Annotated in this window: 24 protein-coding genes; 5 read left to right on the top strand and 19 right to left on the bottom strand. The window is 55.4% G+C overall.

Going from position 1 to position 26,675, the window contains the following annotated elements; genetic code table 11:
* Positions 1-12 precede the first annotated feature (12 nt).
* The 9 genes from FHS19_RS03660 to FHS19_RS03620 form a co-directional block, all read right to left on the bottom strand.
* Positions 13-1,059, bottom strand: coding sequence for a metal ABC transporter substrate-binding protein (locus FHS19_RS03660; RefSeq protein WP_183578714.1), 1,047 nt, complete (start codon positions 1,057-1,059; stop codon positions 13-15).
* Positions 1,056-1,958, bottom strand: coding sequence for a metal ABC transporter permease (locus FHS19_RS03655; RefSeq protein ID WP_281382502.1), 903 nt, complete (start codon positions 1,956-1,958; stop codon positions 1,056-1,058). Before FHS19_RS03655 ends, FHS19_RS03660 begins: the two co-directional genes overlap by 4 nt.
* Positions 1,895-2,602 carry a metal ABC transporter ATP-binding protein gene (locus FHS19_RS03650; protein WP_183578708.1) on the bottom strand — a complete coding sequence of 236 codons (708 nt, stop codon included), beginning with the start codon at positions 2,600-2,602 and terminating at the stop codon, positions 1,895-1,897. The genes FHS19_RS03655 and FHS19_RS03650 overlap by 64 nt, the downstream gene beginning before the upstream one ends.
* Positions 2,603-2,977: 375 nt before the next feature.
* Positions 2,978-3,904 carry a DMT family transporter gene (locus tag FHS19_RS03645; protein WP_183578705.1) on the bottom strand — a complete coding sequence of 309 codons (927 nt, stop codon included), beginning with the start codon at positions 3,902-3,904 and terminating at the stop codon, positions 2,978-2,980.
* 80 nt (positions 3,905-3,984) lie between these two features.
* On the bottom strand, positions 3,985-4,467 hold the full coding sequence (locus tag FHS19_RS03640) for a hypothetical protein (RefSeq protein WP_183578702.1): 483 nt from the start codon (positions 4,465-4,467) through the stop codon (positions 3,985-3,987).
* 99 nt (positions 4,468-4,566) lie between these two features.
* Positions 4,567-5,436, bottom strand: a complete 870-nt coding sequence (locus FHS19_RS03635; protein ID WP_183578698.1) for an MBL fold metallo-hydrolase — start codon at positions 5,434-5,436, stop codon at positions 4,567-4,569.
* A gap of 45 nt (positions 5,437-5,481) precedes the next feature.
* Complete coding sequence (locus tag FHS19_RS03630) at positions 5,482-6,762, bottom strand: MFS transporter (RefSeq protein ID WP_183578695.1); 1,281 nt, start codon at positions 6,760-6,762, stop codon at positions 5,482-5,484.
* The gene (locus FHS19_RS03625) at positions 6,755-7,807 is read right to left on the bottom strand and encodes an ArsR/SmtB family transcription factor (RefSeq protein ID WP_183578690.1); all 1,053 of its coding nucleotides are present in this window, start codon (positions 7,805-7,807) and stop codon (positions 6,755-6,757) included. Before FHS19_RS03625 ends, FHS19_RS03630 begins: the two co-directional genes overlap by 8 nt.
* A 200-nt stretch (positions 7,808-8,007) precedes the next feature.
* Positions 8,008-9,609: an S-layer homology domain-containing protein gene (locus FHS19_RS03620; RefSeq protein WP_246426408.1), complete on the bottom strand. Its 1,602-nt coding sequence runs from the start codon at positions 9,607-9,609 to the stop codon at positions 8,008-8,010.
* A 291-nt stretch (positions 9,610-9,900) separates the two neighbouring features.
* On the opposite strand from FHS19_RS03620, the gene FHS19_RS03615 reads away from it, so the two are divergent.
* The gene (locus FHS19_RS03615; RefSeq protein ID WP_183578688.1) at positions 9,901-10,470 is read left to right on the top strand and encodes a GNAT family N-acetyltransferase; all 570 of its coding nucleotides are present in this window, start codon (positions 9,901-9,903) and stop codon (positions 10,468-10,470) included.
* Positions 10,471-10,620: 150 nt separating this feature from the next.
* On the top strand, positions 10,621-11,367 hold the full coding sequence (locus FHS19_RS03610) for a hypothetical protein (RefSeq protein WP_183578684.1): 747 nt from the start codon (positions 10,621-10,623) through the stop codon (positions 11,365-11,367).
* A gap of 84 nt (positions 11,368-11,451) precedes the next feature.
* Here the strand turns inward: FHS19_RS03610 and FHS19_RS03605 are convergent, their stop codons facing one another.
* From FHS19_RS03605 to FHS19_RS03585, 5 genes are all read right to left on the bottom strand, one after another.
* On the bottom strand, positions 11,452-12,015 hold the full coding sequence (locus tag FHS19_RS03605; protein ID WP_183578681.1) for a GNAT family N-acetyltransferase: 564 nt from the start codon (positions 12,013-12,015) through the stop codon (positions 11,452-11,454).
* 79 nt (positions 12,016-12,094) lie between these two features.
* Positions 12,095-13,834, bottom strand: coding sequence for a proline--tRNA ligase (locus FHS19_RS03600; protein WP_183578678.1), 1,740 nt, complete (start codon positions 13,832-13,834; stop codon positions 12,095-12,097).
* A gap of 393 nt (positions 13,835-14,227) precedes the next feature.
* Complete coding sequence (locus tag FHS19_RS03595) at positions 14,228-14,896, bottom strand: class II aldolase/adducin family protein (protein ID WP_145134706.1); 669 nt, start codon at positions 14,894-14,896, stop codon at positions 14,228-14,230.
* Positions 14,897-14,927: 31 nt separating this feature from the next.
* Positions 14,928-16,424: a rhamnulokinase gene (locus tag FHS19_RS03590; protein WP_183578675.1), complete on the bottom strand. Its 1,497-nt coding sequence runs from the start codon at positions 16,422-16,424 to the stop codon at positions 14,928-14,930.
* Between the two features lie 27 nt (positions 16,425-16,451).
* Positions 16,452-18,242, bottom strand: coding sequence for an L-fucose isomerase (locus FHS19_RS03585; protein WP_183578672.1), 1,791 nt, complete (start codon positions 18,240-18,242; stop codon positions 16,452-16,454).
* 500 nt (positions 18,243-18,742) lie between these two features.
* On the opposite strand from FHS19_RS03585, the gene FHS19_RS03580 reads away from it, so the two are divergent.
* The 3 genes from FHS19_RS03580 to FHS19_RS03570 all read left to right on the top strand — a co-directional run bounded on the left by FHS19_RS03580 (position 18,743) and on the right by FHS19_RS03570 (position 21,555).
* On the top strand, positions 18,743-19,747 hold the full coding sequence (locus FHS19_RS03580; protein WP_183578668.1) for a LacI family DNA-binding transcriptional regulator: 1,005 nt from the start codon (positions 18,743-18,745) through the stop codon (positions 19,745-19,747).
* Positions 19,748-19,784: 37 nt separating this feature from the next.
* Positions 19,785-21,146, top strand: a complete 1,362-nt coding sequence (locus tag FHS19_RS03575; RefSeq protein ID WP_183581398.1) for a TrkH family potassium uptake protein — start codon at positions 19,785-19,787, stop codon at positions 21,144-21,146.
* A gap of 64 nt (positions 21,147-21,210) precedes the next feature.
* Positions 21,211-21,555, top strand: coding sequence for a cytidine deaminase (locus FHS19_RS03570; RefSeq protein WP_183578665.1), 345 nt, complete (start codon positions 21,211-21,213; stop codon positions 21,553-21,555).
* 63 nt (positions 21,556-21,618) lie between these two features.
* On the opposite strand, the gene nagE is transcribed toward FHS19_RS03570, so the two are convergent.
* The 5 genes from nagE to FHS19_RS03545 form a co-directional block, all read right to left on the bottom strand.
* Positions 21,619-23,085 carry an N-acetylglucosamine-specific PTS transporter subunit IIBC gene (gene nagE / locus FHS19_RS03565; protein ID WP_183578662.1) on the bottom strand — a complete coding sequence of 489 codons (1,467 nt, stop codon included), beginning with the start codon at positions 23,083-23,085 and terminating at the stop codon, positions 21,619-21,621.
* A gap of 32 nt (positions 23,086-23,117) precedes the next feature.
* The gene (locus FHS19_RS03560) at positions 23,118-23,612 is read right to left on the bottom strand and encodes a PTS sugar transporter subunit IIA (protein ID WP_183578659.1); all 495 of its coding nucleotides are present in this window, start codon (positions 23,610-23,612) and stop codon (positions 23,118-23,120) included.
* Positions 23,613-24,017: 405 nt separating this feature from the next.
* Positions 24,018-25,196 carry a GerAB/ArcD/ProY family transporter gene (locus tag FHS19_RS03555; protein WP_183578656.1) on the bottom strand — a complete coding sequence of 393 codons (1,179 nt, stop codon included), beginning with the start codon at positions 25,194-25,196 and terminating at the stop codon, positions 24,018-24,020.
* Positions 25,189-25,443, bottom strand: coding sequence for a hypothetical protein (locus FHS19_RS03550; protein WP_183578653.1), 255 nt, complete (start codon positions 25,441-25,443; stop codon positions 25,189-25,191). The genes FHS19_RS03555 and FHS19_RS03550 overlap by 8 nt, the downstream gene beginning before the upstream one ends.
* 10 nt (positions 25,444-25,453) lie before the next feature.
* On the bottom strand, positions 25,454-26,671 hold the full coding sequence (locus tag FHS19_RS03545; RefSeq protein ID WP_183578649.1) for a Ger(x)C family spore germination protein: 1,218 nt from the start codon (positions 26,669-26,671) through the stop codon (positions 25,454-25,456).
* Positions 26,672-26,675: the final 4 nt, after the last annotated feature.

Raw genomic sequence — 26,675 nt, 5'->3', positions numbered from 1 at the left:
CCTGTGATGGGATTATTCATTCAGCGCCTTGACCAGCGCCGTTAAGTTTGACTGCATAATCTGGAGATAGTCGAGATGATTGGCCTCATCCTCGGCGGTCAGCCCCTCAATCGGATTCAGCACCGCCGACTTCGCCCCAACCTCTTTGGCGATCGTATCCGCTACGCTGGAGGATACCAGCGTCTCAAAGAAAATCGTCTTCACCTGATGAGCCTGTGCGAACTTCACGACCTCCGCCATCGCCTGCGCCGACGGTTCCTGCTCCGGGGAGAGGCCGGCAATCGGTACCTGCGTCAGTCCGTACGTATGGGCCAGATATCCGAAAGCCGCATGCTGTGTAATAAAATCTTTGCGCTTCGTGTCCGACAGCTCTTTCGTGTACTGCTCGTCCAGCTGCTGCAGCTTGGCTATGTAGGCAGCGGCATTTTTTTCAAACTGAGCCTTATGCTCCGGTGCTTTGGCGGACAAAGCGGCTTCGATTGTACGTACTTCTCCGATGGCAAGCTTCGGCGACAGCCAAACATGGGGATCAAATGCACCGTGATCGTGTTCGTGCTCATGGGCATGCTCCTCTCCTTGTCCGGCTTCCGCTTCATCGGCATGCGCGTCTCCTTCGGCAGCGTCATGGTCATGATCGTGGTCTTCCTCTTCTTCCGTTCCCGGGATCAGCTCCAGCCCCTTGCTCGCTTCTACCGCCGTCATCCCCTTGCTGTCCGAGCCGGAGACCACTTGGTCCACCCAGCTTTCCAAGCCGGCCCCGTTATAGACCAGCATGTCTGCCTGCTCGATTGCCGCCATATCTTTCGGTGTCGGCTCCCAGTCGTGAGGCTCGGTGCCTGCGGGTACGAGCAGATGCACGTCTGCCAGATCGCCGGCAACCTGGCGGGTGAATTCGTACATCGGGTAGAAGCTCGTCTCTATTTTAAGTTTTTCCTTTGCGGGAGCGGTGGCCGAAGCCGGCTCCGCGCTGTCATTTTTTGCTGCTGAACCGCATCCGGCCAGGACCAGGATCATAGAACTTACGATAAGTGCAGATAGAAACGGTGTTCTTTTATTCATGATACGTTTGTCTCCTCTTCTTGATATGATGTGCTCATCAACTGCTTGGATGCTGACGGGACGGTCGTTGCCGCTTCTCCCAAGTGGCGCTGTCTTCGGCGCTGGCCGACCTTCTGGACGGCAATACCCGCAAGAAGGATCAGAAGCAGCGTCAGCGCAATCGTGCCTCCTGGCGGAGTATCCGTGTAATAGGAAGCCGTCAGGCCGCCGAACACACCCGCCAGGCCGGCACAGACCGCGAGCATGCATGCCTGCAGAAAGCCGCCGGCAAAGCGCAGCGCAAAAGCGGAAGGCAGCACGATCAGCGCCGAAACCAGCAGGACACCGACGATGGGCATCGCCGCAGCCACGATCAGTCCCGACATGACCGCAAACGCAAACGTCAGCAGCTTGACCTGTACGCCTCCCACGGCAGCCGTCTCCTCATCGAACGTCAGCGTATAGAGCTGGCGGCGGAGGACGGCGAAGAAGATCAGCCCGCCCGCCGTCACCGCGGCGATGATCATTAGCTGCAGCGGATTGACGGCCACAATCGAGCCGAACAGGTAGCTGCTGAAGCTTTTGCTCAAGTTGCTCTTCATGCTCATCAGCACCATCGCCAGCGCCAACCCGGACGTCATGATGATCGCGACCGGAACCTCGCTGTATGCGCGGTAGGACCTCCTGAGCTGTTCAATCGCGATCCCCCCGATCACCGCGAACAGAAACCCCGCCAAAACAGGGCTCATATGCAGGACACTGCCAAGCGCCACGCCCGCCATGGATACGTGCGACAAGGTGTCCGCCATCAGCGACTGCCGCCGCAGGACGAGAAACACGCCGAGGATCGGCGCAATCAGTGCAATAAGACCTCCTGCCCAAAAGGCGCGCTGCATGAATTCGAAGTGAAGCATTGGCAGTCCCCCTCCTTTCCTTCCAGCCGGATCACCCGGTCCAAATAGGGACGGGCTTCATCCAGTCCATGCGTCACCATGAGCACGGTGCGTCTCGCATCCGCGGTTACATAGTCCCTCATCCATTGGTAAAATTGCATTCTGCTGCTAGCGTCCATTCCGGTTACCGGTTCGTCCAGGACGACCAGTTCCGGCTGCTGGGCCATGACGCGGGCGATGCATGCCTTCTGCTTCTGACCGCCGGATAACCCGCCAATCTTTCGGCTGCGGTATTCCCACATTCCCGCCCGCCGGAGGCTCCATTCCACGAGCGCATGCTGCTCGGCGCCGAAGCGGCGGAACAATCCAAGCTTCGGATAGCAGCCGGAACGGACCAGCTCGATCACCTTGCTCGGAAATCCGCTGTTGAACGAGGCTGCCTGCTGCGGCAAATACCCGATGGCCTTCCGGTTAAAATCCGGGGCGTAGGTGACCTCACCGCTCCACGGCTTCACCAGGCCAAGCAGCAGCTTCAGCAGGGTCGACTTGGCTGCGCCATTTGGCCCGCTGACCGCGATAAACTCGCCGGATTCAATGCGAAGCGAGACGTTATGTATGACGGGCACCCCATCATAGCCGTATACGACGTTGTTCATTGCTGCAATATTCATCCCGTTTTCTCCCTCCTCATCGTCAAGGGACTAATCATTCCCTCTCGGATTTATTCGTAAATATTACGATTAATTTTAAACAAAAATTTTTTGGCCTTTCGACCGATTATGGAATTTCAGAGCGATTGCCGTCCCTGTCACTTGCTTATAACCCTTCAAACCGTTCATTTCGCGGGAACGTGGTTGCAAATATCCAGATCGGTACAGTATATGGGTTACTAATCGTAATTATTACGCTTTAACGATTAAACCATAAAACGTCCAAGCTGGCAAGTAAATCGTAATAATTACTATTAATTTTTCTGCATAAAAAGTTTTCATTGCAAAAAAAAGCCGCCCCGACCACAGGTCGGAGCCGCTTCGTTGTCGGTTAAATCATGGGGCCGGATGGGCCGGCTCGGCGGAAATATCGCTTTTTGGCCGGGGTTTGAACCTTCCGGCGTTCAGAAATACGATCAGCCCGGCAATCGCCAGCAGGCCCCCGGCCAGCTGGAACGGCGTGATCGCTTCGCCGAGAATAAGGAACGCAAGCAGGCTCGCACCAACCGGCTCTCCCAGGATGCTCATCGAGATCGTCGATGCGGGCACGTACTGCATCAGCCAGTTAAACAGCAGATGGCCGAACACCGTCGGCACGACGGCCAGCAGCAGGAAAATTCCCCAGTCCCGTCCCGGATATGCCGTAAAAGACACCCCGGCTGCCGCGTTATATACGGCGAAAACGACCGCAGCCGAAAGAAACACGACAAAGCTGTACACAAAGGAAGGCACGCGGGCGACCATTTTCTGCCCGATCAGCATGTGCACGGATACCGCGAGCGTGCCGAGGAGGGACAGCAGATCGCCAAGCAGATTGTCACGGGACACGCCGATATCGCCGAATCCGATCAGAACGGCTCCGGCAATGGCGATTACCATGCCCGAAATGGCTGCGCCCGACGTTTTTTCCTTATAGAAGAAGAACGCCCCAATGACGATAAAAACCGGCTCCAGCGCTAATATAATCGTTGAGCTGGAGACGCTCGTCAGCTTGAGCGACCCCATCCAGAGCAGGAAGTGAAGCGCGAGAAAAAAGCCGGACGTCCCGAGGAGCAGCCAATTTTTTATGGAAAGGGCTCGTAATTCCTTCCAATGCGGCTTCAGGAAGGGAAGCATTAGAATCGCCGTGAACAACAGACGGTACATGCCCTGCACCGACGCGGGCGCCGACGACCATTTTATAAAAATGGAAGAGAACGATATCGCCGTAATGCCGATCAGTAATGGAATGAATGTAGGTAGGGGTGCGGATGTTTTTCTCATGGATGTTCCTTTCAACTGACATAAGGTGCGTTACAACATGTTATTGTAGCACGCCTCATCCGCCCCGTCATGCCGAAAGTTTAGTATGGACGTCTGGATACGACCCACCATCCGCATAGCATGGCCGCCGATACACAAAACAATAATATGTGGGCATTGTAATAGAGTGAATTGTTATACGGATTTAGCGCGCCAAGGAAAAGCGGAGAGCCAAACTTCTCCGTCATCTGGCGGTACGTATCCAGCCACTGCATGATTTTGCGGAACTGTAAATAAACGGACAGAAACAGGGCTAGCAGGGAAATGAGCGGTAACCAGAACCGGTAAGCCTTCTTCACGATATGCTCGCTGAGATCGTCAAAATATTTGACGGCCATAATAAAAGTCACAATCATCAGCATCAGCGCGGCGGTCCAAGCCGGAAACAAAAACAGGAGTCCGGGATTGCCGTTGCCGGATATCCCCCTTCCATGGTACCGAAAGGTCGTCAGGTCGACGAGATACACGAGGAGTACGCACAGCAGCACAAGCACGGCATACCATTTCACCGATTTTACGGACAAGAGTGCGATTCACTTCCTTTCTTTAAACGATCTTATTTTGAAAAAAAGCCGTATGCCGGGAATCTGGCCCGGTGTACGGCTGATTGTTCTAAGCTGTGATTATTGTTCGTACCGTTTCACGTAGGTCCCGTGATCCGGGATGGCCAAGCTGTCGAATTGTTCCGCCAGCCTTTTCAAACCCGCCGACAGCTCCTCACCGGTTACGGGCTTTCCGTGCCCAGTGACGGCTGCATCCGGGTGCAGGGCCTCCAGCCGTTTGACCGACTGCCAGGCCGCGAACCAATCCGGCGTGAAATACCGCGGCGGTCCGCTTATTTCTACTTTCTGGGCCAGCACCTTGTAGAGCTCATCCTGCCGGACGGTCGTAAAGGCGTCCCCCGCAATCAAAGTCCGGTCCCTTTCCCGGTACAGTGAAACATGCCCGGGCGAATGTCCCGGCGTAGGAATCCACCGGTATTCCGGCATGCCCGGCACGCTACCGTTCTCCGGCAGCGGCTTGACCCATGGTCCGACGTTGACCGGCTCATTCGGAAATGCAAAGGACAGCTTGGCGAGCATTCCGCCTTCCACCGTCGGGTCGGGCTTCGGATAGCTCTCCTGTCCCGTCAGGTATGGCATCTCCAGCATATGGGCATATACCGGGACTTCCCAGTGCTTCACCAGATCGATCAGTGCGCCCACATGGTCAAAATGGGCATGAGTCAATATCATCGCTTCCGGACGGCTCCCGGAACCAAACCGCTCCTCCACCGTCCGGATGATGTCATCCGCAGAACCCGGCATGCCTGCATCAATCAATACGAACGATCCTGCCTGCGGGGCACCCGCCAGCACAATATTGACGATTTGCACCGTGTAGCTGTATACGTCCGGGCGAACCTCCACGCCTTCACCGCTGGCCACCGAGGTGGCGGGAATATAATGATAGTCTGATCCGTAAGTCAGCTCTTGATCGGTACCTTTCTCCATAGTCAACCTCTTTTCCTTCACGTGGTATGTAAAACGGTTGTTTTCCTATGGATATTTTCTCAAATCACCCGCCGGATTATGTCTGAACATCATCGTCCAGGCCAAACCGGTTCCCGTCACAGCCACAATCAGCAGTCCGACCGTTAAGAACAGCCGAGGAATTCCGTACGCTGCGGCGCAATAAGTGCCGTAGATGATACCAAACGGCCCGGCAGATTTTACGAGCAGCAGACGCATCGATAAGACCTGCCCAAGGACCTGCTCGGGGACCAGCCTGTAGAAAACATTACTGCTGAAGACGTTCCAGAACGGCATCGCTATCCCGGCGGCCAGTTCAATCACCAAGGCAGCAGGCAGGCTGCGAACGAGTGACAGCCCGACATAAGTCGCCCCGCCGAACAGCAAGGCGGCGAGCATGGTGCCAAGCATCGGAGAAGTTCCCCGTATTCTGCCGGCTGCCCAGCTGCCCAGCACATACCCGCAGGGAAATGCGGCCGTGAACCAGCCATACTCCGCCGCTCCGCCGCCAAGCACCTCCGAGACGTACGGGATATACATCGCCTGCGTAGCCGCTACGCCAAAGCTGGTAACGGAGACGAACAGAGCGAGCGCAACCAGCAGGCGGTTGCCCGAAAACACCCTCCATCCGGCCCGGATCTGATCGAACCAAGCCGCTCCCGCGCCTGAACGGCCTTGTCCGGGAGAAGTAGCGTAGGCAGGCGGCCCCTCCCGAATGCCGCAGATGCACATGAAAGATCCGCCAAACAGCAAGGAAAGGATCAGAAGGACCGTTCCCGGTTCAAGAACCTGTACGCCAAGACCCGCCAGCGGGAAGGCTAAGGTCCGCATCAGCTGCACGCTTCCCGACATCCATGCATTCTTGCGGGTCAATTCTTCCGGCCTTACCAGCTTCGGAAGCAGGGCGCCGGAAGCCAGGTCGTACATGACAAATGAACTGATCCAAGATGCCGTATACCATATATATGCCTGTCTTTCCCCGGCTATCCACATCAGACCCGCTGCAAGATAAACCACAGCCCTAACGGCTTCCGACAGCTTCATGACCGCCGTTCTTTTCCACCGGTCGATCAGGGGACCGGCAAGCAGCTGAACGCCCCACTGGGAAGCGAAGCTGATCAGCCACAGCCCTCCCATCGCCACTTTGGAGCCTGTCACCTCATACAGCAGCCAGGAGAGGATAAACGTACCGCAGGTGCCGGCGAACACGGACAGCAGCTGGTCGGCATACAGCCATGCGAAATTTTGCGGCCATCGCCTCAGCTGTGGGTAATCACCCTCCGCTTGTTCCGGGCTCTGCCTATTCATCGTGGCTGCCGGACAAAAATTCGTTCAGCTCCCGCTCATGATGATGAAGGGACTGTGCATTCCAGGCATAGCTGCCGCCATTCACCCGGATGAGCCCGGCTGCGCGCAGGACGGCCAAATGATGATGCACCGTCGTTTTCCCCAGCCCCAAGGCGTCGGTCAGCTCCTTCAACGTCCGGTCCTTCCCGGCGATCAGCTTCAAGGCGCGGAGCCTTTTGTCATCTCCAAGCGCCTTGTAGATCTGCACCAGCCTGGCTGGCGGCTCGTAAGGATCCCGGAGCCCTGGAAGGCTGGTATCGCTGACAGGATAATAGAACACCTTCGTTTGCGGCAGCGAAGCCTCGACCGTAAACGGCCTATAAATGACATGCGGAATGAGCAGCACCTGCTGAATCCCCGGCTCGGGGGCATATTCCACCCCGGTAGCCCGCAGGACGACTTCCTCGGGTGCAAGCGAACGAAGCCAGGCCATTTTCTCCTCCGCATCCCGCTTCAGCACGGCCGCCGTCATCTCCCGCTCGCCCTCCATAACCTCCGAGTACCACAGCTGCAGCAGTGTAATCAAATGGTCCCTTAACGCATCCGCATCGATCGTCACTACGTCATGAATCATCTGTGGAAAAAAACGGTGTCCGCGGCAGGCATCCATCATCTCTTCCGCACCAGCCAGATCTCCCTCCGCCGTCCGTCTGCGCGCCGGCTCCAGAGCCGTCTCCAGGTACGGGAGCACACGATAGCGGAACTCCTCCCTGCTTAAAGCATGAATCTCCTGAGCAAAGTTATCAATCGTCTCGCAGCTCAGGGAATGCAGCAGCTGGAGCAGCATTTTCCAGGTATTATGCTCCTGGCAGTACTGAAGCTCGGCTTCGAGCCGGCGGCTGGCTCTTTGCCGCAGCAGGGCATAATATTCGCCGGGCTTGTCCAACGATCCGTGAAGCTTCGGATAAGTCAGCACGGCTGCACCCAGTGCGCATTCATACCAGAGGGAGGTCTGTACTGTAGCCTCATAGCTCGTTCTTTTAAAGGACAGATCCAGCAAGTTCATATCTATTCTCCTTCCAGGATTCCATGTTCTCGTTACCCGGGTTCTCCCAGGATTTGGGCTTATATTTTCATTCTAATCGAGTGGATTTTAATGTTCAATAATTTTAGATTAATATATTCTAATTATTTTGAATAAATATACATTAAAAAAGAGCCTGATCTATTTAAAGATCAGACTCTACTTATCTTACTGGTTCATGATTAGTAAGAGGCATACCTGCTCGCATTGGACATCGCCGTCCATACGTCAGGTGTCTCCGCTCCCATATACCAGAAAGCGTAACCGGCTACACCCCGGTCGGCTGCCATGACATATTTTTTCGTAATGGACCGGCTGTCCTCAACCCATATTTTGTGAGTAAATCCCTGCTTTTGATACTTGAACACGTACTGCCCAAGGTTGTCGTCCCAGCTGCGGTTATAGGCGACAGAACGCGTGTGGACGCCCTGCTGAGCCAGTGTCAATTCCTCCGAAGTAGCGCCCCCTTCTTTCAGCGTCCAGTCCCGGGTGTAGAAAGGCAGCGCCAAAATCGTCTTGGACGACGGCACGGAGCGAAGAAGCTTGTCCAGCGCGCTTTCCACCCAAGGATAAGAAGAGACAGACCCGGCGATCGGATCGCCGCCCCAATGCTCATCATAGCCCATGAGGATGATATAGTCCGCCGCTTGTCCCAGCGCCTTGTAATCAAAGGCTTCCGTCCAGTCGGTTCCGAGATCCGGCGACACGTCGATCGATACGACGCCGCCCACGGCACGCAGGCTTTGGTCCAGTTCCGTCACGAACGCCGTCAGTGCTTCACGGTCCTGGGGGCTGACATTTTCAAAGTCGACGTTGATGCCGCTCAGCCCGTACGATTTGACATAAGCGGTCAGCTGCTTGATCACGCTGCTTTTTTTCGCAGGATCGGTCAAAATATCGTCCGTCAGCTCGGGATCCGAGTGATTGCCGAGGAGCGCCCATACCTTCTTATTGTTCTGCTTTGCCCAGTTCAGCAGGCTGGCGTCAACATGGTTGGACAAGGAGCCGGTCCCCTTCTCCAGGAAAAACCAGCGGGGTACGATCGTGTTGACGTTGGACGCCTTGACCTTGGCAATAAACTGGGATATGGTCAACCCATTCTGCCATCCGACCTGCAGGGAGGACGCCGGCGTGGAATGGATCGCCTGATCCCATGAAGAAATTTGCAGCACACGGTCAAGCACAGCTGCGGTTTCTTCGCGGGTCATGTTGGCTTTGGGGCGGAATTTCCCGCCTGCTCCTTCCATCAGGCCTAGTGCAGCCGCGGCTTTGACATAAGGGCGCGCCCATGCGGAAATGCTGGCAGCATCCTGATAAGGCAGCTGCCCGGCGCTGACCGCAGTGGGTTCCTCTTTCAGCGCGCGAACGATCAGGACTGCGGCTTCCTCCCGGGTAATATTTGCCTTCGGCTCAAAAGTGCTGGCGCTTTTCCCCTGAACGATGCCCAGGTTCAGCCCGGCCTGCACCCAGCCGTAATACCAGGAGGTGCGCGGAACATCGCTGAAAGCGGGAATGTCCCCGTCCACTTCCTTCAATTTAAGCAATCGGTCCGTCATAGCGGTAAACTCGGCACGCGTTACCGTTTTGCGCGGTTCAAACGCTCCCCCTCCCGTTCCTTCAACAACGCCCTCGTGAACGAGGTCGACGATTTCATCCCGAGCGAAGCTCCCCGAAATATCATGAAAAGGCAGACTCGAGCTGCCGGCTGCGGCATAGGCCGGTCCGGTACTGACGGCCAGCATGAATGCTGCGAATAAGGTTACTAACTTTTGCGGTTTAATCAAGGGAGGGTGCCTCACTTTTCATAGAATATATTTTTTTCTTTCATAGAGTTCTTACTCTTATCCTATCAAAAAGATGCGGACGGTTTGATCGCTAAATATTGGTATATCTGGTATAAACACCATTAAAATAACGTAGGAGGAAACCGGGATGATACCCACAGCATTTGCCATGGACAGGCCTGGAAATTTGGCTTATATTACTGTAAGCAGGCATTCAGATTGCCGATATGAAGCGGGTGAAAATGTGGAAGGAGTGCCATCGACCGATCACATTTGTAAGGAGGGATTGTAATGCTGCTGGATCCGCATGAGGCCATTTATTTAAGAGAGCTGGTGGAAGAGGATGCGGAGGCGCTTTTTACGCTGCGCCGAAACAACCGCGACTTTCTTCAGCCCTTCGAACCGATTCGTCCCGAGTCGTTCTGGACGCTGGAAGGACAGATCAAGGACGTGTGGAATGGCATCACGGGCGCTGAACTGGACCAGGCTTGTGTGCTGGGCATCTTTTTAAAGGAATCGGACCTATTGATCGGCCGGATTGCCTTGACGGCAATTGCGCGGGGTGTATTTCAAAATGCCAACATCGGTTACTTTATGGCCCAGGAACAGAACGGTAAAGGTTATATGACCGCGGCCGTCCGCATGAGCGTGGATCATGCGTTCCGAAGCCTCGGGCTGCACCGGGTACAGGCCGGCGTCATGCCGAGGAACCTGCGTTCGCTGCGCGTGCTGGAAAAAGCCGGCTTCCGCCGGGAGGGCCTTGCGGAGCGGTATTTGCAAATCAACGGCGTATGGGAAGATCATGTCCTGCTTGCCGTGACGGCGGAGGAATGGCCCGGACTTGAGCGGACGGCGGAATAGCGGAATGTTTTCTTAAAAGGAAAGCTTGCGATTTGCCGGACGATCTTGAGTCCTTCGTTTTGTGTGGCATTGGGGCGGGGAACCTTCCCGTGCTACAATGTTACCAGTTATAAAATATGCAAACACACGAACGGTTGAAAGGTAAATGATATGGAATACTTGTATGAAACAAAAGCGGGCCGCTACGAGGATTACGCCAGCGGCAGAGCCCTGTATAACGCTCCCGGCGTGACCTCCTTCCCGGTGCGGCTCGGAAGCGAAATCGTCCAGCGGTGCTTTGGGATCCTGGAGAAGCGAGGAATTTCCGGCCCGTATATTCTCTATGATCCCTGCTGCGGCGGAGCCTACCTGCTGACCATAACCGGTCTTCTTCACGGATCAAGGATCCGGCGGATGTATGCCTCGGATGTCGACCCGAACGCCCTGTCCGTCGCAGGTAAAAATTTGGCGCTCCTGACGAAGCTGGGGCTCAGTGAACGGGAGCTCCAGCTGCGGGAGCTGTATCAAAACTACGGCAAAACGTCGCATAAGGAAGCGCTGGAGAGCTTGGCCCGGCTTGAGCCTGCAGTCTCCGGCTTGACTTTGGACGAAAGCGTCGTTTTCCAGGACAATATTACGGATCCGCACAACCTGGATCACGTCGATCAGCCGGTCCATCTGGTGCTGACCGACCTTCCATACGGGGATCTCGTCAGTTGGGAAAGCGGCCACGCCGACCCGGTGTCCGCTTTATTCGAGCATATCTATCCGCTGCTCAGCAGCGAAGGTGCGGCCGTCGCCATGATCGCGGACAAAAGCCAGAAGCTGGGGCACGCTCGTTATAAGCGGCTTCAGCATTTCAAGGTCGGCAAGCGGCAGGTGGCGATCTTCGAACCGATCCGGGAACCGGAGGCTTGATATGCCGAAAAAAGCGCTGGTTTAAATACAGCAAAGGACAGCCAATCGGCTGTCCTTTTTCCGTTCATATTTCGCGGGCTTCCGTCAACCCAAATGCTTGACCATATGATAATACACATGGCCGTTAATCATAATGTTTTTGTCGGTTTGGTATCCGAGCTTCAGGTACAGCGAATGGGCTTTCGTGTTATCTGTTACAACCGCCATGGCGATTTTAGCGTATCCGTATGCACTTGCCCGTTCCTCGGCTGCGCGAATCAAGGACGTGCCGATCCCCTGTCCGCCATATTCCGGCGAGACCGATAGCGTGTCGATGTAAAATTCGTCCACATCCGCTTCCTTGTCCAGCTGCAAATCCGGGTCCTGCTTCATGGATCGCAGCCTTGCAAGGATGGGCCGGTCCAGCTCCACTGCCCGGTCGCCTCCGTATGCCACCACGAGGCCGACCGGCCGGGCGTCCAGTTCACTCACCAGCGTCTGCTTGTAGCTAAGGCGGCCTTCCTCGGCGGCAAAATAGGCTTCAAGCGCGAAGAGCACGGCTTCCTCGCTGTCTTCTCCAGTTAATTGATGCGCAACATCATGCAGCGCATCGTACAGCAATCTGGCGGCAAGATGCGCGTCTTCTCGTTTCGCAAGTCTGATCGTCATAGTCTCCTCCATCATAGCATTACATAACATTGATATGCCCAGGGGCTTCGGTTCCCGTGTGCAGGCACAATACCTTCTATTATAGAGTTTCCCTTGACGCGGAACAAATTTCGGTAATCATCCGGGCGGCCTCCTGCCACGCCACTTCGGTCCGTCCCCCGGTTCTCCGGTCCGTCCACTCCACGATGCCCTCCCCGGCCCGTTTGCCTACAACGACGCGAAACGGCAGGCCAATCAAGTCGGCATCCTTGAATTTCACGCCCGCCCGCTCTTCCCGGTCATCGACGAGACATTCCACACTCTGCCGGGCAAGCTCTGTGACAATCCGGTCCACGACCGCCGCTTGATCCGGATCCTTGGCGGAGACGGGAATCAGATGCACTGGATACGGTGCAATGCCGAGCGGCCAGCACATCCCTTGTTCTGCGAGCGATTGCTCGGCCACTGCCGAAAGGAGACGGGAAATGCCGATGCCGTAGCAGCCCATAATCATCGTCTGCTCCCGGCCGGCTTCGTCCGTATAACCGGCATCGAGGACGCTGCTGTATTTGGTGCCCAGCTTGAAGACGTGCCCTATTTCGATGCCTTTGGCAAAATGCAGCGCCTCCCCGCAGTTCGGACAGCGGTCCCCCTCCTGCGCATTGCGGTAATCACCGATTTGCGCCGGCTGATAATCCCGGAACGGCACCACGTTCCGCACATGCGCATGTTCCTCTCCCGCTCCGGCTACCGCTCCGCCGTACAGCACGGCATCGCGGTCCAGATAGACCGGAATATCAAGGCCAACGGGTCCGGCGTAACCGTGAGGCGCTCCCGTCACCTTCAGCACGTCCTGCGGATCGGCGAGTTCAAGCTCCCCGCAACCCATTGCCGCGGCAAGCTTATTCTCGTTGACTTCATGATCACCCCGCACGAGGGCGGCGACGGGCTTTCCGTCAGCCATATAAATCATCGTCTTCAAAATATGTGACGGCAGCACCCCAAGGAAGGCGCTCACTTCATCGATCGTCCTTGTATTTGGCGTGGAAACTTTTTCGATGGCGGGAGCTTGGCGTTCCGCTTCTTCCGGCGAACGTTCCACGGCAGCTGCTGCGGCCTTCTCCAGATTGGCCGCATACCCGCAGGCCGGACAGCTGACGACCGTATCCTCGCCGATTTCCGCGGGCGCCATGAACTCATGCGTTTCCCCTTCACCGCCAATGGCTCCCGCCTCCGCCTCCACCATGCTGAACTTCAGCCCGCAGCGGGTGAAGATGCGGCGGTAAGCGTCCCGGACCGCCTGATAGGTCCGATCCAGCTCCTCCCAGCTGCGGTCAAACGAATACGCATCCTTCATCAGGAATTCGCGGCCCCGGAGCAATCCGAAGCGCGGACGCCGCTCATCCCGGAATTTCGTCTGAATTTGGTACAGGCGAAGCGGAAGCTTGCGGTACGTATTCACCTCGGCCGCGGCAAGCGCCGTAATGACCTCCTCATGCGTCGGTCCGAGCACAAACTCGCGCTCATGCCGGTCCTGCAGTCGGATCAGCTCCGCCCCGTAGGCCCCGTACCGCCCGGACCGCTCCCACAGCTCCGCCGGCTGCATGGCCGGCAGGTGCAGCTCCTGGAACCCGGCCTGGTCCATTTCTTCACGGACGATGGCCTCGATGCGGCGCAGCACGCGCCAGCCGAGCGGCAGGTAGCTGTATATTCCCGCAGCCAGCTGCCGGATAAAGCCCGCCCGGAGCAGGAGCTGGTGGCTCCGGGCTTCCGCTTCGGCAGGAGCCTCGCGCAGTGTTGGGATCAATAGGGATGTTTGCTTGCTAACATAACGGCTCATCGCCGATCAGCCTCCTCTTATCTTGTTTATGCTGCACACTACCGCGGCAAACATGAACTCTAACAACAAAAAAACACACCCGTCCTGAAGGGACGAATGTGTTCGTGGTACCACCCTGTATTCAACCGCCGCAAGTACGGCAGTCCTTAATAGCAATATAACGGGATCACCCGGCCATGAATACTCGAACCTGCAGATTCTTTCATCACGGCAGCTACAAGACGGGAAGCTCATGCCCGTGCGCGGAAACCTTTCAGCCAGGGGTTTCTTCTCTGGAAAACGCCGGTCCTCATGAACTGTTGCTCTTGATCATCGCTTTGGAAATTTGACAAACCATGGTTTGTTTTTTCCATACTTTACAGGATGATTAAGATGAATGTCAAGAGCCGGATATCACTTCATTTTCTGCAATAGCTGCACCCGGTAGGCTTCACTTTCGAGCGACTGGATCTCTTTGTACTCGGCGTCGGTCAGCACTTTCGGCTCACCCACCGCCTTGGCGGCGAGGTACACCTTCGCGCTTTCCTCCACCACCTCGGTCCGGTAGTACGCTTCACGTAAATTTTTCCCGGTCGTCACAAGCCCATGGTTTTCGAGCAAAATCGAGTTGTGGTCCCCGACTTTCTCCGCGACCGCATTCGCCAGCAGATCGGTCGTCGGCAGCACGTAAGGTACGAAGGCGATGTCGCCGACAAGTGCGGCCTGGTCCGGGAACAGCATCGGCAGCTCCTTCGAGACCAGTGTCAATGCGATGCAGTGGGCCGGATGGGTATGCACGATCGCCTGGATGTCCGGATTAACCCGGTAGGCAAACAGATGCATCAGTACCTCTGAAGACGGCCGCACCTCTTGATCCAGCACTTTGCCGGAGTCGATCTCCACCCGGATCCATTGCTCCGGCTCAATGTCTTCCAGTGCAAACCCGCTCGGAGACAGCAGCATGATGTTACCCGCTTTCGCGCTGATGTTCCCGCCCGGTCCCACTACCAGTCCTTTGGCTACGGTTTTCCGGGCATACTTGGTCAACTCTTCCCTGACTTGCTGTTCAAGCTGCACAGTCATTTCTCTCCACTCTCCTTTATAGAACACATGCTTATACCGTCTCTTGACGTTTAAAAAGCTTCACGTACTGCTGATAGCGTTCCTCCCACATTGCCGCGTCCTCCGGCAGGTAGGTTTCCGGCGGGAAGGATTCAAGAACGACCTGCCGGATCTCGGCAAGGTTCTTCACCTCGCCATGCGCCAGCGCCTGCATCATCAGATTGCCGATGGCCGTGGCTTCCACCGGTCCAGCAATCACGGGACGGCCGGTGACGTTGGCCGTCAGCTGGCACAACAGCCGGTTCTGGATGCCGCCCCCGACGATATGGATATGCTCCATCCGCTCTCCGGCGAGCTTCTCGATTTCATCCAGCGTCTGGCGGTATTGAAGCGCCAGGCTTTCGACAATACAGCGAACGATGGCCGCGCGGGATTCCGGCACCTTCTGGCCGCTGTCCCGGCAGTATTCGCGGATTCGCTGCGGCATGCCGCCCGGCGGCAGGAAGACGCTATCTGCCGCGTCGATATAGCTGCCGTTCTCCGGCGCCGACAGCGCCAGCTCGGTCAGCTCGTCGTACGTGAGCGCCGTGCCTTCCAGCGCCCATGTGCGCCGGCATTCCTGCAGCAGCCACAGCCCCATGATGTTCTTGAGCAGCCGGATTTTACCGCCCGCTCCCCCTTCGTTGCTGAAGAGGTTGTCCCGGCTGTCATCGCTCAGCGCCGGCTGATCGAGCTCGATGCCCATCAGCGACCAGGTTCCGGAGCTGATGAAGGCATACGGGGCATCACCCGCCGGAATAGACGCCACCGCGGCGGCCGTATCGTGGCCCGCCGCGGCGATCACCGCCATATCCGGCACTTGCAGCTCCTCGCGGATGTCCTGCCGCAGCTGCCCCAGAATCGTTCCCGGCATCACAATCTCCGAGAACAGCGATTCCGGAATGGACAGCGTGTTCAGCATGCCGCTATGCCATGTACGGCTGCGCGGATCGAGCAATCCGCTCGTGCTGGCAATCGTATATTCATTGGCCATGACGCCAGACAAATAGTAATGGAACAGATCCGGCATCATCAGCATTTTTAGCCCGCCCGCCCCATAGCCGGAGCGGATGTTCTCCTCGGCATACAGCTGATAAATCGTGTTGATCGAGGAGGAGCGGATGCCGGTCAGCCGAAACAGTTCCTTTTCCGGCACAGCGGAGAACACTTCGGGCATAACCTGCTCTGTCCGCAGGTCCCGATAGTGGTAAGGGTTGCCGGCCAGTCTGCCCTTGGCATCCACCAAACCGTAGTCGACGCCCCAAGTGTCCACCGCCACCGATACCGGGGCACCGCCCGCCATCCGCCGGGAAGCATGAATGCCCAGCTTCAGCTCATGGAACAGCCGCAGAAAATCCCAGTGAAGGCTGTTGCCGAGACGAACCGGTTCGTTATTGAAGCGGTGCACCTCGCTTACGGACAGCGTTCGGCCATTGAACGCTCCCGTCACGGCGCGTCCGCTGCTTGCCCCGAAGTCCACCGCCAGCATGTGTAAGGATTTCGAACCCATTAGCCTCACCTCACCCGTAGAAAATGCTTACTTGTACAGCGGTCCGAAGTTTTGGCAGGCCCGGAAGTCCCCTCCCTCCGGATCGCTTGTACCGAACAGCCCCCAGGCTCTCGGACGGAAAACCTGCTCCTCTGCAACGTTGTGCATGCTCACCGGAATACGCAGGATCGAAGCTAGTGTGATCAGGTCCGCGCCGATATGGCCGTAGCTGATCGCACCGTGGTTGGCTCCCCAGTGATCCATCACGGAATATACGTCTTTGAACGCTCCCTCGCCCGTCAGGTTCGGAGCAAACCAGGTGGTTGGCCACGTCGGGTCGGTCCGCTGATCCAGCTTGTCATGCACTTCCTCAGGGAGATCGACCGTATATCCTTCGGCAATTTGCAGGACAGGACCAAGCCCTTTGACCAGGTTCAGCCTGGACATCGTCACCGGCATCCCGCCGCGCGTCAGGAAGTCGGACGAGAAACCGCCGCCGCGGAAATATTCCACCGCCGCCGGGCGCCAGGACGTCGCTTTGAGGCAGTTGTCCGCGTCCTCCTGCGTGATTTCCCAGAACGGCTTCATGACCGGCTTCCCGTCCCTCAGCTGCTCCCCGGTTCCATCCAGCGCCGCCGGTCCCGAGTTTATCAAGTGCAGCAGACCGTTTGCCGCGGCTCCGCCGAGCTCATGACCGGTAACCCGTTTTACCGCGTCCGGGCTCCAGTATGTACGAACGTCGGCAAAGATTTGGGCGGTATTGGTCAGCAGGTAGCCAAACAGCATCGATACGCCGTTCAGGCTGTCATTTTCGGTGGCTACCAAATAAGGCGCCCGGATGCCGTTCCAGTCGAACGAAGAGTTCAGAATCGCTTCATGGAAGTCCCCGTTCGGGAAATGGTCCGTCCACTGCCGCTGTCCCTGGAATCCGGACACGATCGCGTGATGGCCCATGGCCTCTTCTTCAAAGCCGAGCTCCGCCAGCCGCGGATTGCCCACCATCAGGTCGCGTACGATCTGCGTCATTTTGACAACCGTCTCCCAGTCCTTATCCTTCTTCTCGCGCGAAGTCCGGATCGCTTCAGGATTGTTGTCCGGCCCTTCATTGCAGTTCTCCTTCACCCAGGCCATGGCCAGCTTGAACTCTTCCGGATCATAAATCTCTTCTTCGATCCGCCGCGTAATTTCAGACATGTCCACATACTCGTTGCGCATGCCCAAATATTCCTGGAAGAAGTCCGGGTCGATCATCGAGCCGGCGATGCCCATCGATACCGAGCCGATGGCCAGATAAGATTTGCCCTTCATCGTTGCTGCGGCCAGACCGGCTCTGGCAAAACGCAGCAGCTTCTCCTGAACGTCGGCAGGAATCGAAGGGTCGTTCAGATCCTGCACGTCCCGGCCATAGATGCCGAATGCCGGAAGTCCCTTCTGCGCATGGGCCGACAATACGGCAGCCAAATAGACCGCGCCTGGTCTTTCCGTGCCGTTGAATCCCCATACCGCCTTCGGAATGGAAGGATCCATGTCCATCGTTTCCGTTCCGTAGCACCAGCACGGCGTCACGGTGATGGATACGCCTACGCCGGCTTTGGCAAATTTGTCAGCGCAAGCCGCCGCTTCCGCCACGCCTCCGATGCAGGTGTCCGCAATGACGCATTCCACCGGGGAACCGTCAGGGTAGCGAAGCTGTTCGCCCAGAAAAGCAGCGACCGACTTCGCCAGATTCATCGTCATATCCTCCAGGGACTCGCGAACCCCCTTCCGTCTGCCGTCGATCGTCGGCCGGATGCCGATCTTGGGGAACCCGTGCTTCCATCTTTCGTTCTGGTTGGCCATCGTTTGTTTCCTCCTCAGCTTTTCTTATGATTTTTCATGGCTTACGATTGGGGTTACCGGTAACCCTATAATAAAAAAATATACAGCCTTCCCATTCATCATTCCTATGAAAAACGTCTATCGGCATGCATCCTTGGAATACAGAACAAGCTTGAAGGAAAGCGATTGGGATCGATCGGGAGCGTCGTCACTATACCGAATCATACGTCCGATCCCTTCAAAAAAATGATTGTGCTTTCCTGAATTCAACGTCACTGCTCTATAGATCACGCCGGTCCCCTGCCTCGTCCGCTCTTTAGATCGTCCTTAGCTCCAGGTAGAAAACGCCTTGCATGATTGCTTGAATCGGATTTGCTGCATTGCTGCTGGGTCAAATGCTCAAAAAAATGTATAATGAGTTATCGGTAACTTTAAAATAACAATGAAAGCGATTACTGTCAATCCGTATTTTCTTTTATCCGGGCGGTTCTGATAGAATATACAGCAAAGAGGGGTTTACATTGGTAACGATTTACGATATAGCGCAAAAGGCCAACGTCTCGGCCATGACGGTCTCCAAGGTCATCAACAATACCGGACGGATCAGCGAGGAGACGCGCCGCAAAGTCAAAAAAGTGATGGAAGAGCTAAATTACATACCGAATTCCAATGCCCGGAGCCTCGTCCTGCAGCAGACGCAAATTCTGTCCCTGCTCATCACGGACATCACCAATCCGTTCTATACGAGTCTGGCCCGCGGTGCGGAAGACGGAGCCAAACAGTACGGCTACCGCCTTCTGTTCGGCAACAGCGACGAGGATTACGCGAAGGAAAAAGATTATGTCGACATGATCCTGTCCACGCGGGTCGACGGCGTGCTGTTCGCTCCGGCCGGGGATCTGTCGCTGAAAAATCTCGAGAAGCTGCGGGCTCACAACATCCCGTTCGTCATTATGGACCGGGCCGTGCCCGGCATCGAATCGGATATGATCTGCGGGGACAGCAAGGAAGGTGCCCGGAAGCTTGTCGACTACCTGATCGGGCTGGGCCACCGCCGCATCGCGCTCGTCAACGGCTCCCTGGACGTCTCCACAGCCCGGCTCCGTTATGAGGGATACGCCGAGGCGTTGGCCCTTCAGGGCATCCCGCTGGATGAGACGCTCATCATCCACCAGAACTACCGCGATTACCATGCGGATGATCATTTGGAGCAGCTGCTTGAGCAGCCCTCCCCTCCGACCGCCATTTTCGCGGCCAACAACGTACTGGCGGTCGGTGTCATCCGGGATCTGCGCGATCGCGGCATCCGGGTGCCGGAGGACATCTCCGTCGTTTGCTTCGATGACCTCGATCTCTCGTCGGCGCTGGACCCGTTTCTGACGGTGGCGGCACAACCGGCCTACCAGTTTGGCGCTATGGGCATCCAGCTGCTGGTGGAACGGATCCGGGGCAGCTCGGTCCCGGACTCCCGCAAGGTGATCCTGCCGTCGGAGCTGGTGATCCGCTCGTCTGCCAAACCTATTTAAGTCACAGCAAGAGGTGAGTTTCATTTTACAAAAAAGCATGACCCGGGGGCATTGGTCCAAACGTCTGCTCACGCCCCCTAAAATTCTGGTGTTCGGGTTTCTGATTATGATCGCGGCCGGGACCCTGCTTCTGTCGCTGCCGGCAGCGTCGGCTACCGGCATCTCGATCGGGCCCCTGAACGCGCTGTTCACGGCAACTTCGGCCGCCTGCGTGACCGGCCTCACGGTCGTTGACACGGGAACGGCTTTTTCCGTGTTTGGACAAACCGTCATTCTGCTGCTGGTCCAAGTCGGCGGCATCGGCTTCATGACGATGGCGACGCTAATCGCGCTTGTGCTGAACAAACGGATTTCACTGAGAGAGCGGCTGGTTTTGCAGGAAGCGCTGAACCACGGCACCATCGACGGCGTAGTCCGGCTGGTCAAGAAGGTTATCCTGTATTCCCTGCTGATCGAAGTGGCGGGAGCCCTGCTGCTTGCGGTCCATTACGTGTTCTCGCTTTCTCTGCCGCCGGGCAGGGCCGTCTATTTCGGTATCTATCACAGCATCTCGCTGTTTAACAACGCCGGATTCGATTTGATGGGAAGCGTGCAGGGTCCGTTCAGCGGTATGGCCTCCTTCGTGAGCGATCCGTATATGAATATCGTCCTGATGGCGCTCATTTTTCTGGGCGGGATCGGCTTTATCGTGCTGTCAGACCTGCTGGAATACCCGAAGGTCCGCAAAATCTCACTGCACAGCAAGGTCGTGCTCAGCGCAACTGCAGTGCTGGTCTTCCTCGGAGGGCTCGTCATTTTCCTGATGGAGGTTACCAATCCGCATACTTTGGGTCCTCTTAGTACTGGCGGCAAGATTTGGGCCTCGCTGTTCCAATCGGTGACGACCCGCTCCGGCGGGGTCAATACGGTCGATATCGGCGGCCTTCGCCAGTCGACCCAGTTCTTCATGATCCTGCTGATGTTCATCGGTGCGGCCCCCGGTTCAACCGGCGGCGGGATCAAGATTACGACATTCGTGCTGCTCCTCGGTGCCGTGCATGCGATGATCCGCGGCCGGGAAGATGTCGTCCTGTTCCGCAAACGGATCGCCAAGGACGTCGTGTACAAAGCCATCACGCTGACCCTCTTGTCGATTCTGCTGATCATCCTGTTTGCCATGCTGCTGTCGGTCACGGAAGACCATGATTTTATGTCGATCCTGTTTGAATCGGCATCGGCCTTCGGCACGACGGGCATCTCCATGGGACTGACCACCGAACTCAGCCCCTTCGGCAAGGTATGGGTGATCTGCCTGATGTTCCTGGGCCGCATGGGTCCGCTGACCCTCGCGTACGCGCTGACCCGGGACAACAAGAAGGACCCGTTCAACTACCCGGAAGGGAAGATCATTATCGGTTAAACAGCCCATTATGGGTCTCACCTTTATTGAGATACGCGATTTTTTTTGAAATGAGGCAGTCGAAATGAGTATTGAGCAACAAATGTATGATGAAGTTACTGTCGCACCGAATGTCATCAACGACTCCACTCATCTCTGTATGGAGACGGGGGCTATATTGGAAGCTCACAAGCTGAACAAGAAAGTAACGCATTCGATTTGCGTGGCAAGGGATGACGAGATGTCGCCATACCAAGTGCTATCCCCTTGCGGAATCTGCCAGGAACGTTTGTTTTATTGGGGGCCTGGCGTAAAATGTGCCATCACCTTCCCCGGTAACGAGCTCGTCTTCAAAACGTTGGCGGAATTGCAGCCGTATCACTGGAGCGCCGCTTATGACGATCTGAAGGAAAAATGGACGTCGTCCTGATACTGCACCATGACAAAGAGGCTCCCCTTCCTGGGAAGCCTCTTTGTCATGCCGCCGATGTGTTTACATCAGCTTCTGGATTTCATCCTTCAGCACCTCGGACTGCGGTCCGAACACCACCTGGACGGCGCCCTTGCCAAGCCGCATGACGCCGGAAGCGCCGAGCTGCTTCAGTCCTTGATCGTTGACGACCGACTCGTCTTTGACGACAAGTCGCAGACGGGTAATGCACGCATCGATACTTTCGATGTTGTCCGTGCCCCCGATATTCGCGAGCACTCTGGCTGCCTTGCTGTCCGATGCCGCAACGCCCGCATCTGCTGTGCCGCCTTCTACAGCTTCGTCCGCCACCTGCACATCATCCTCCCGACCCGGCGTTTTCAGGTTGAGCTTCACGATCAGCACCCGGAACAGCACATAGTACACAACCGCAAAGACCAGACCTACCGGAATGAGCAGCAGCGGCTTGGTGGACAGCGGATAGTTCAGGGCATAGTCGATAAAACCGGCCGAGAATCCAAAGCCTAGCTTTACGCCCAGCGCATACATGACATAACCTGCCACCCCTGCCAGCACTGCATGTATCCCATATAGTACAGGAGCGACGAACATGAATGCAAATTCAAGCGGTTCCGTGATCCCGGTCAGGAATGAAGCGACTGCGGCACCGATAAAGATGGAGGCCACCGCCTTGCGCTTCTCCTTCTTCGCGGTATGAATAATGGCGAGTGCCGCTGCCGGCAGGCCGAACATCATAATCGGGAAGAAGCCGGTCATGAACATACCCGCGGATTTATCTCCCGCAAAGAACCGGTACAGGTCGCCGTGAACGACCTTACCCGCCGCGTCGGTATAATCCCCGATCTGGAACCAGACGATCGAGTTGATAATATGGTGCAGGCCGAACGGAACGAGCAGGCGGTTTGCGATCAAGTATACCGCACTGCCGATCCCTCCAAGGCTGACGATCCAGCGGCCGAACGTATCCAGTACGTCCTGGATCGGTCCCCAGATCAGACCGAGAATAATGCCAACGAATACCATCGTGACAGAGGTAATAATCGGAACAAAACGTTTGCCGCCGAAAAATCCGAGCCAGTCCGGCAGCTTGATTTTATGAAAACGGTTATATAAAAAGGCGGAAATCAGACCGACGATAATGCCTCCGAGAACACCCGTGTTAAGCTCTGCGCTCTTGTCCATAACGGTCGTAAACGCCAGCGGTACTTTAACCAGCACCTTTAAGAGAATAATGTGGCCGATGACGGCAGAGAGCGCAGCGACGGCGTCACCCGTCAGACCGATGGCCACCCCGACGGCGAAGATGAGCGGCAGGTTATCGAAGATCGTCGACCCGCCGGCATCCAGAAACGGTGCTACGTAGTGGTTCAGGAACCATCCCACCTGGTTGCCCAGGTGGAAGTCCTTAATATAGTCGATGTTGCCAAAACGCATCAGAATCGCGGCCGCCGGCAGCGTCGCCACCGGAAGCATCAGCGACTTCCCGATTTTTTGCAGAAATGCTAGCATGTTCTGTCATCCCTTTCTCGTCGAAAGTAGCTTTAGGATTTAAGCGTAACGCTCAGGATTTCGGTCTGTCCGGCAGTTACGGCCCCCAGCTTCGTGTCCATCTGCTCCACGTTGTCTTCGCTGTTTGTAATAATGACCGGCGTTACGGTAGGCAGACCTGCCGCGCGAATTGCCTCCATGTCGAATTCGATCAGCGTTTGCCCTGCCTTCACCTTGTCTCCCGAGTTGACATGGCTTGTAAATCCGCTGCCTTTGAGTCCTACCGTGTTGATGCCGATATGAAACAGAAACTGCAGGCCGTTCTCATGCTCCACAATGACCGCATGCTTGGACTTGATCACGTGAGCCACGACACCGTCAAACGGAGCGATCAGCTTGCCGTCCGCAGGCTCAATGGCCAGACCTTTGCCCATATGTCCGCCCGCAAAGGCTTCATCCGGCACTTGATCAAGCGGTACGGCCGTACCTGTAAGCGGGGAAGTAATGTCTAACGTTTGCTGTTTTTTGGATTTCCATTTTGAAAACATGAATTTTCCTCCTTGAACGAAATCTGCGTGAATCTCCGATCGGGTAGTCATCATCCGGACTATGAAAAAAGGATCTTTTCCATTATGTCCAGGAACGGATGAACTATGTGGGAACCTGTTATATGCTTGCGCTTGGAAGCTGCCTGTGAACGCAACCTTTGAAACGGAAGCGATTTCAAAACGTCGGAAGCTCCCTCCTATGCCACACTCCTCTCCCAAAAGACCAACAAAAAAAGCCAAGAATAGACTCCACGCAGGAATCGATTCTTGGCTCATGCCCAATGTTAAGGTAACACGCCAATTTCAAATATTCGCTTATGTGCCTATATTAAAACAAGTTGCGGCGATACGTCAATAGCCAATCTATTCAATTTGAATCCCGGTCGGTAAGCTTTGACCCTGGTGTTACTCAGGCTGTGGTTGTGGTTGTAAATGCGGCTGCGGCTGTGACTGTGACTGTGAATGCGGTTGTGACTGCGCCACCGAACCTTGCTTTTGCCCGCTGCCGCGTCCTCGAAAGTTTCCAACGATCAGCAGCACCGCCGGTATAACGAATCCCGGGAACAACGCCATCATCGGGTATACGATTCCGGACCATTCCAGCTCCGCCGTGTTGCGAAGAACCCAAAGGGACAACGGCAGCAGCAAAAAGGAAAAGGGAATCACTAAGTTCTTGTAATTAATCACGTCAAAGCACTGTACGGTTGCAATCACGGTACCATAGAAGCAAATCAGGAGTTTCATGAACGATGTAATCAGCCAAATAATGCCCACAATGACCTCTGCACGTTCTAGCACCCTCTCAACCCGGATCTCGCGTGCCACGTCATAGACGGCATAAGGGGATCGGGCCGTCATGTCTACGCCAAGCACCATGATCGTGATGACGCTGAGCAGTGTGCCGGAAATCAAAGTAGCCACGCTGGTGATATAAAAATATTTTTTTATTTTTTGTTGATTTTGGACAAACGGGATCAACAGGAGACAGATGGATATTTCCAGCGAAGGGAATCCAAGCAATGGATAACTCGCCTTAACCGCTGGCATCACCCCCTCGGGAAACATCGGAAACAGCTCGCCCGGATGCATTTTAGGGATCAAGAGCAGCGCTGTAATCACAAAAACGACCATCGCCCACGGAAACAAAATTTCCCCTGTTCTTCCGATAACTTCAATCCCCAGATAGCAGCCGTAAACAACTGGGATCAAGATGACCACCATATTAACAACCAGCGGAGTTTGAGGAAGTACGACCGAGCCGATAAAATTGCCGATGTTCCGTGTCACAAAGGCGGTCAAGATCAAAAAGTATAACATGTATACAACGGCTATGGCTGAACCGAACCATTTTCCCGTCAGTAAGCGGCCGTACTGAATAATCGTCTGCTGCGGATACCGAAAGCCGAGTTTCATATAGAGCGTGATGAGACCAAGCTGAATGATTCCGACGATGATGACGCTGAACCAGGCGTCTTGCCCAGCAATGGACACAAGCGTATGTGGCTGAACAAGCGCCGCCGTGCCGATAATAAACAAATACATCATCAATGCAAACTGCTGAGCCGAAATTTTACCCTTATCCATGGACCACCTTTCCCTCCGTGACCCAATTCATGACTGGCTTGGCGAGAGGGCCGAAAATATGGCCCATCACGCTCACGAAAGACGGCAAGGGGATGTCCATAATCAGCATCATATACAGAAACCCTCCGAACAGCAAGATTGTCGTCGAACTCCATAGATCCTTTTTGGACGCCTTCCGGCGGAGTGCAATAAAATTCAGGATCACAGCCATAAAGGTTACTGCAGTAATAATATAATCGGGACCCATGATAAACACCTCATTTCATATTTTGCAAATAAGACTGATCTCGAATTCCCGTCGAATAGATCTCCACATCGCTACTTACGACCGTCCGGATTTCAGGGAATAGCGAGTCCCATTCTTCCTTATGAGCCTTCCAATAGGATGGGCTGGCCTTATATACCAGATTCCCATATCCCAGCGCATCGCTGTTCAGCTCATGCTGTAGGGTCGAAACGGTGCCGTTCACCATCTTGATGACCTGCTGCTCAGCTTCCTTTTCCAGCCAGCTGATCGTTTCCTTTTTGTCTACCCTGATTTTGCGGCTGTCAACGTCAAACACGTTCGCCTTCTGCTTGATCCGAATGACAATTTCCGGCTTTCCACGGCTGAATCGGGCTTTCACCGAGGCCTTACTGTGAAGGACCGCAACATGCACTTTGCCGTCCTCAACGGGAATCGGTACGACAAGCCGCTGCACTTTATTTTTGATCATGGCAAGCCCCTTGGAATCGCTTTGGTTCAAATAACCCGCCAGCTTTCCATTTTTGAACACGGCCATGTTTCCGATTCGTAAATAGCCGTCAGGCGAAATCTTCTCTACATTTTCCTTAGTTCCCGCCTTTTCAGGATCGCCGATGAACTCAACACTCCCGGTCACGGCCATTTCCTTGGGATTTCCCAATTTAAGGATAAATTCTCTCATGCTTACGGGATAAGCAGCACTGGCCCGCTTATTGTAGCTTTCTAACGTTTTGTACATCTGCTTGACTGGTAATTTCTCCATGTTGGTCAGGGTTTCCAATACTTGGGCCGCTGTCCCGTGTTTGGCGACAAGCATAGAAAAATCGATCCGGATTTCCGGGTCCCGGTCAATCAAATCAAATAAATCCGCAATCCCTTTCTTCGCCAAACCTTCACCGATAATCATCATTTGGTTGTGGGCGAAATAATAGCGGCGCGGCGCGACGTTGTCCATATTCTGCAATGCGTCAAGCATAGTTTTTCCCCTTCCGATATATTTCGTCACCGGGATGCCGCTGGTTCCACCGCCTCCTCCCGGACTGCTCTCCGAAGCCTGACTGGGTACCACCACCTGCAGAGTCACGAGAATGTTATCCGGATTGTCGGGATCTTCGTCCAGTCCAATGCCCAAAACGATGGAGAGCTGGTCCAGAAACTTGATATCCCAGCAGCCTGATAGGGGCAGCAAGAGCAGCAGACATACCATGATATGACAGATCCTTTGAAACATATCA

The sequence above is a fragment of the Paenibacillus rhizosphaerae genome (assembly GCF_014192015.1).
Lineage (GTDB): Bacteria > Bacillota > Bacilli > Paenibacillales > Paenibacillaceae > Paenibacillus_AQ > Paenibacillus_AQ rhizosphaerae.
Note: the sequence above shows the minus strand (reverse complement) of the source record. Positions and strands in the feature narration are given on the sequence as shown.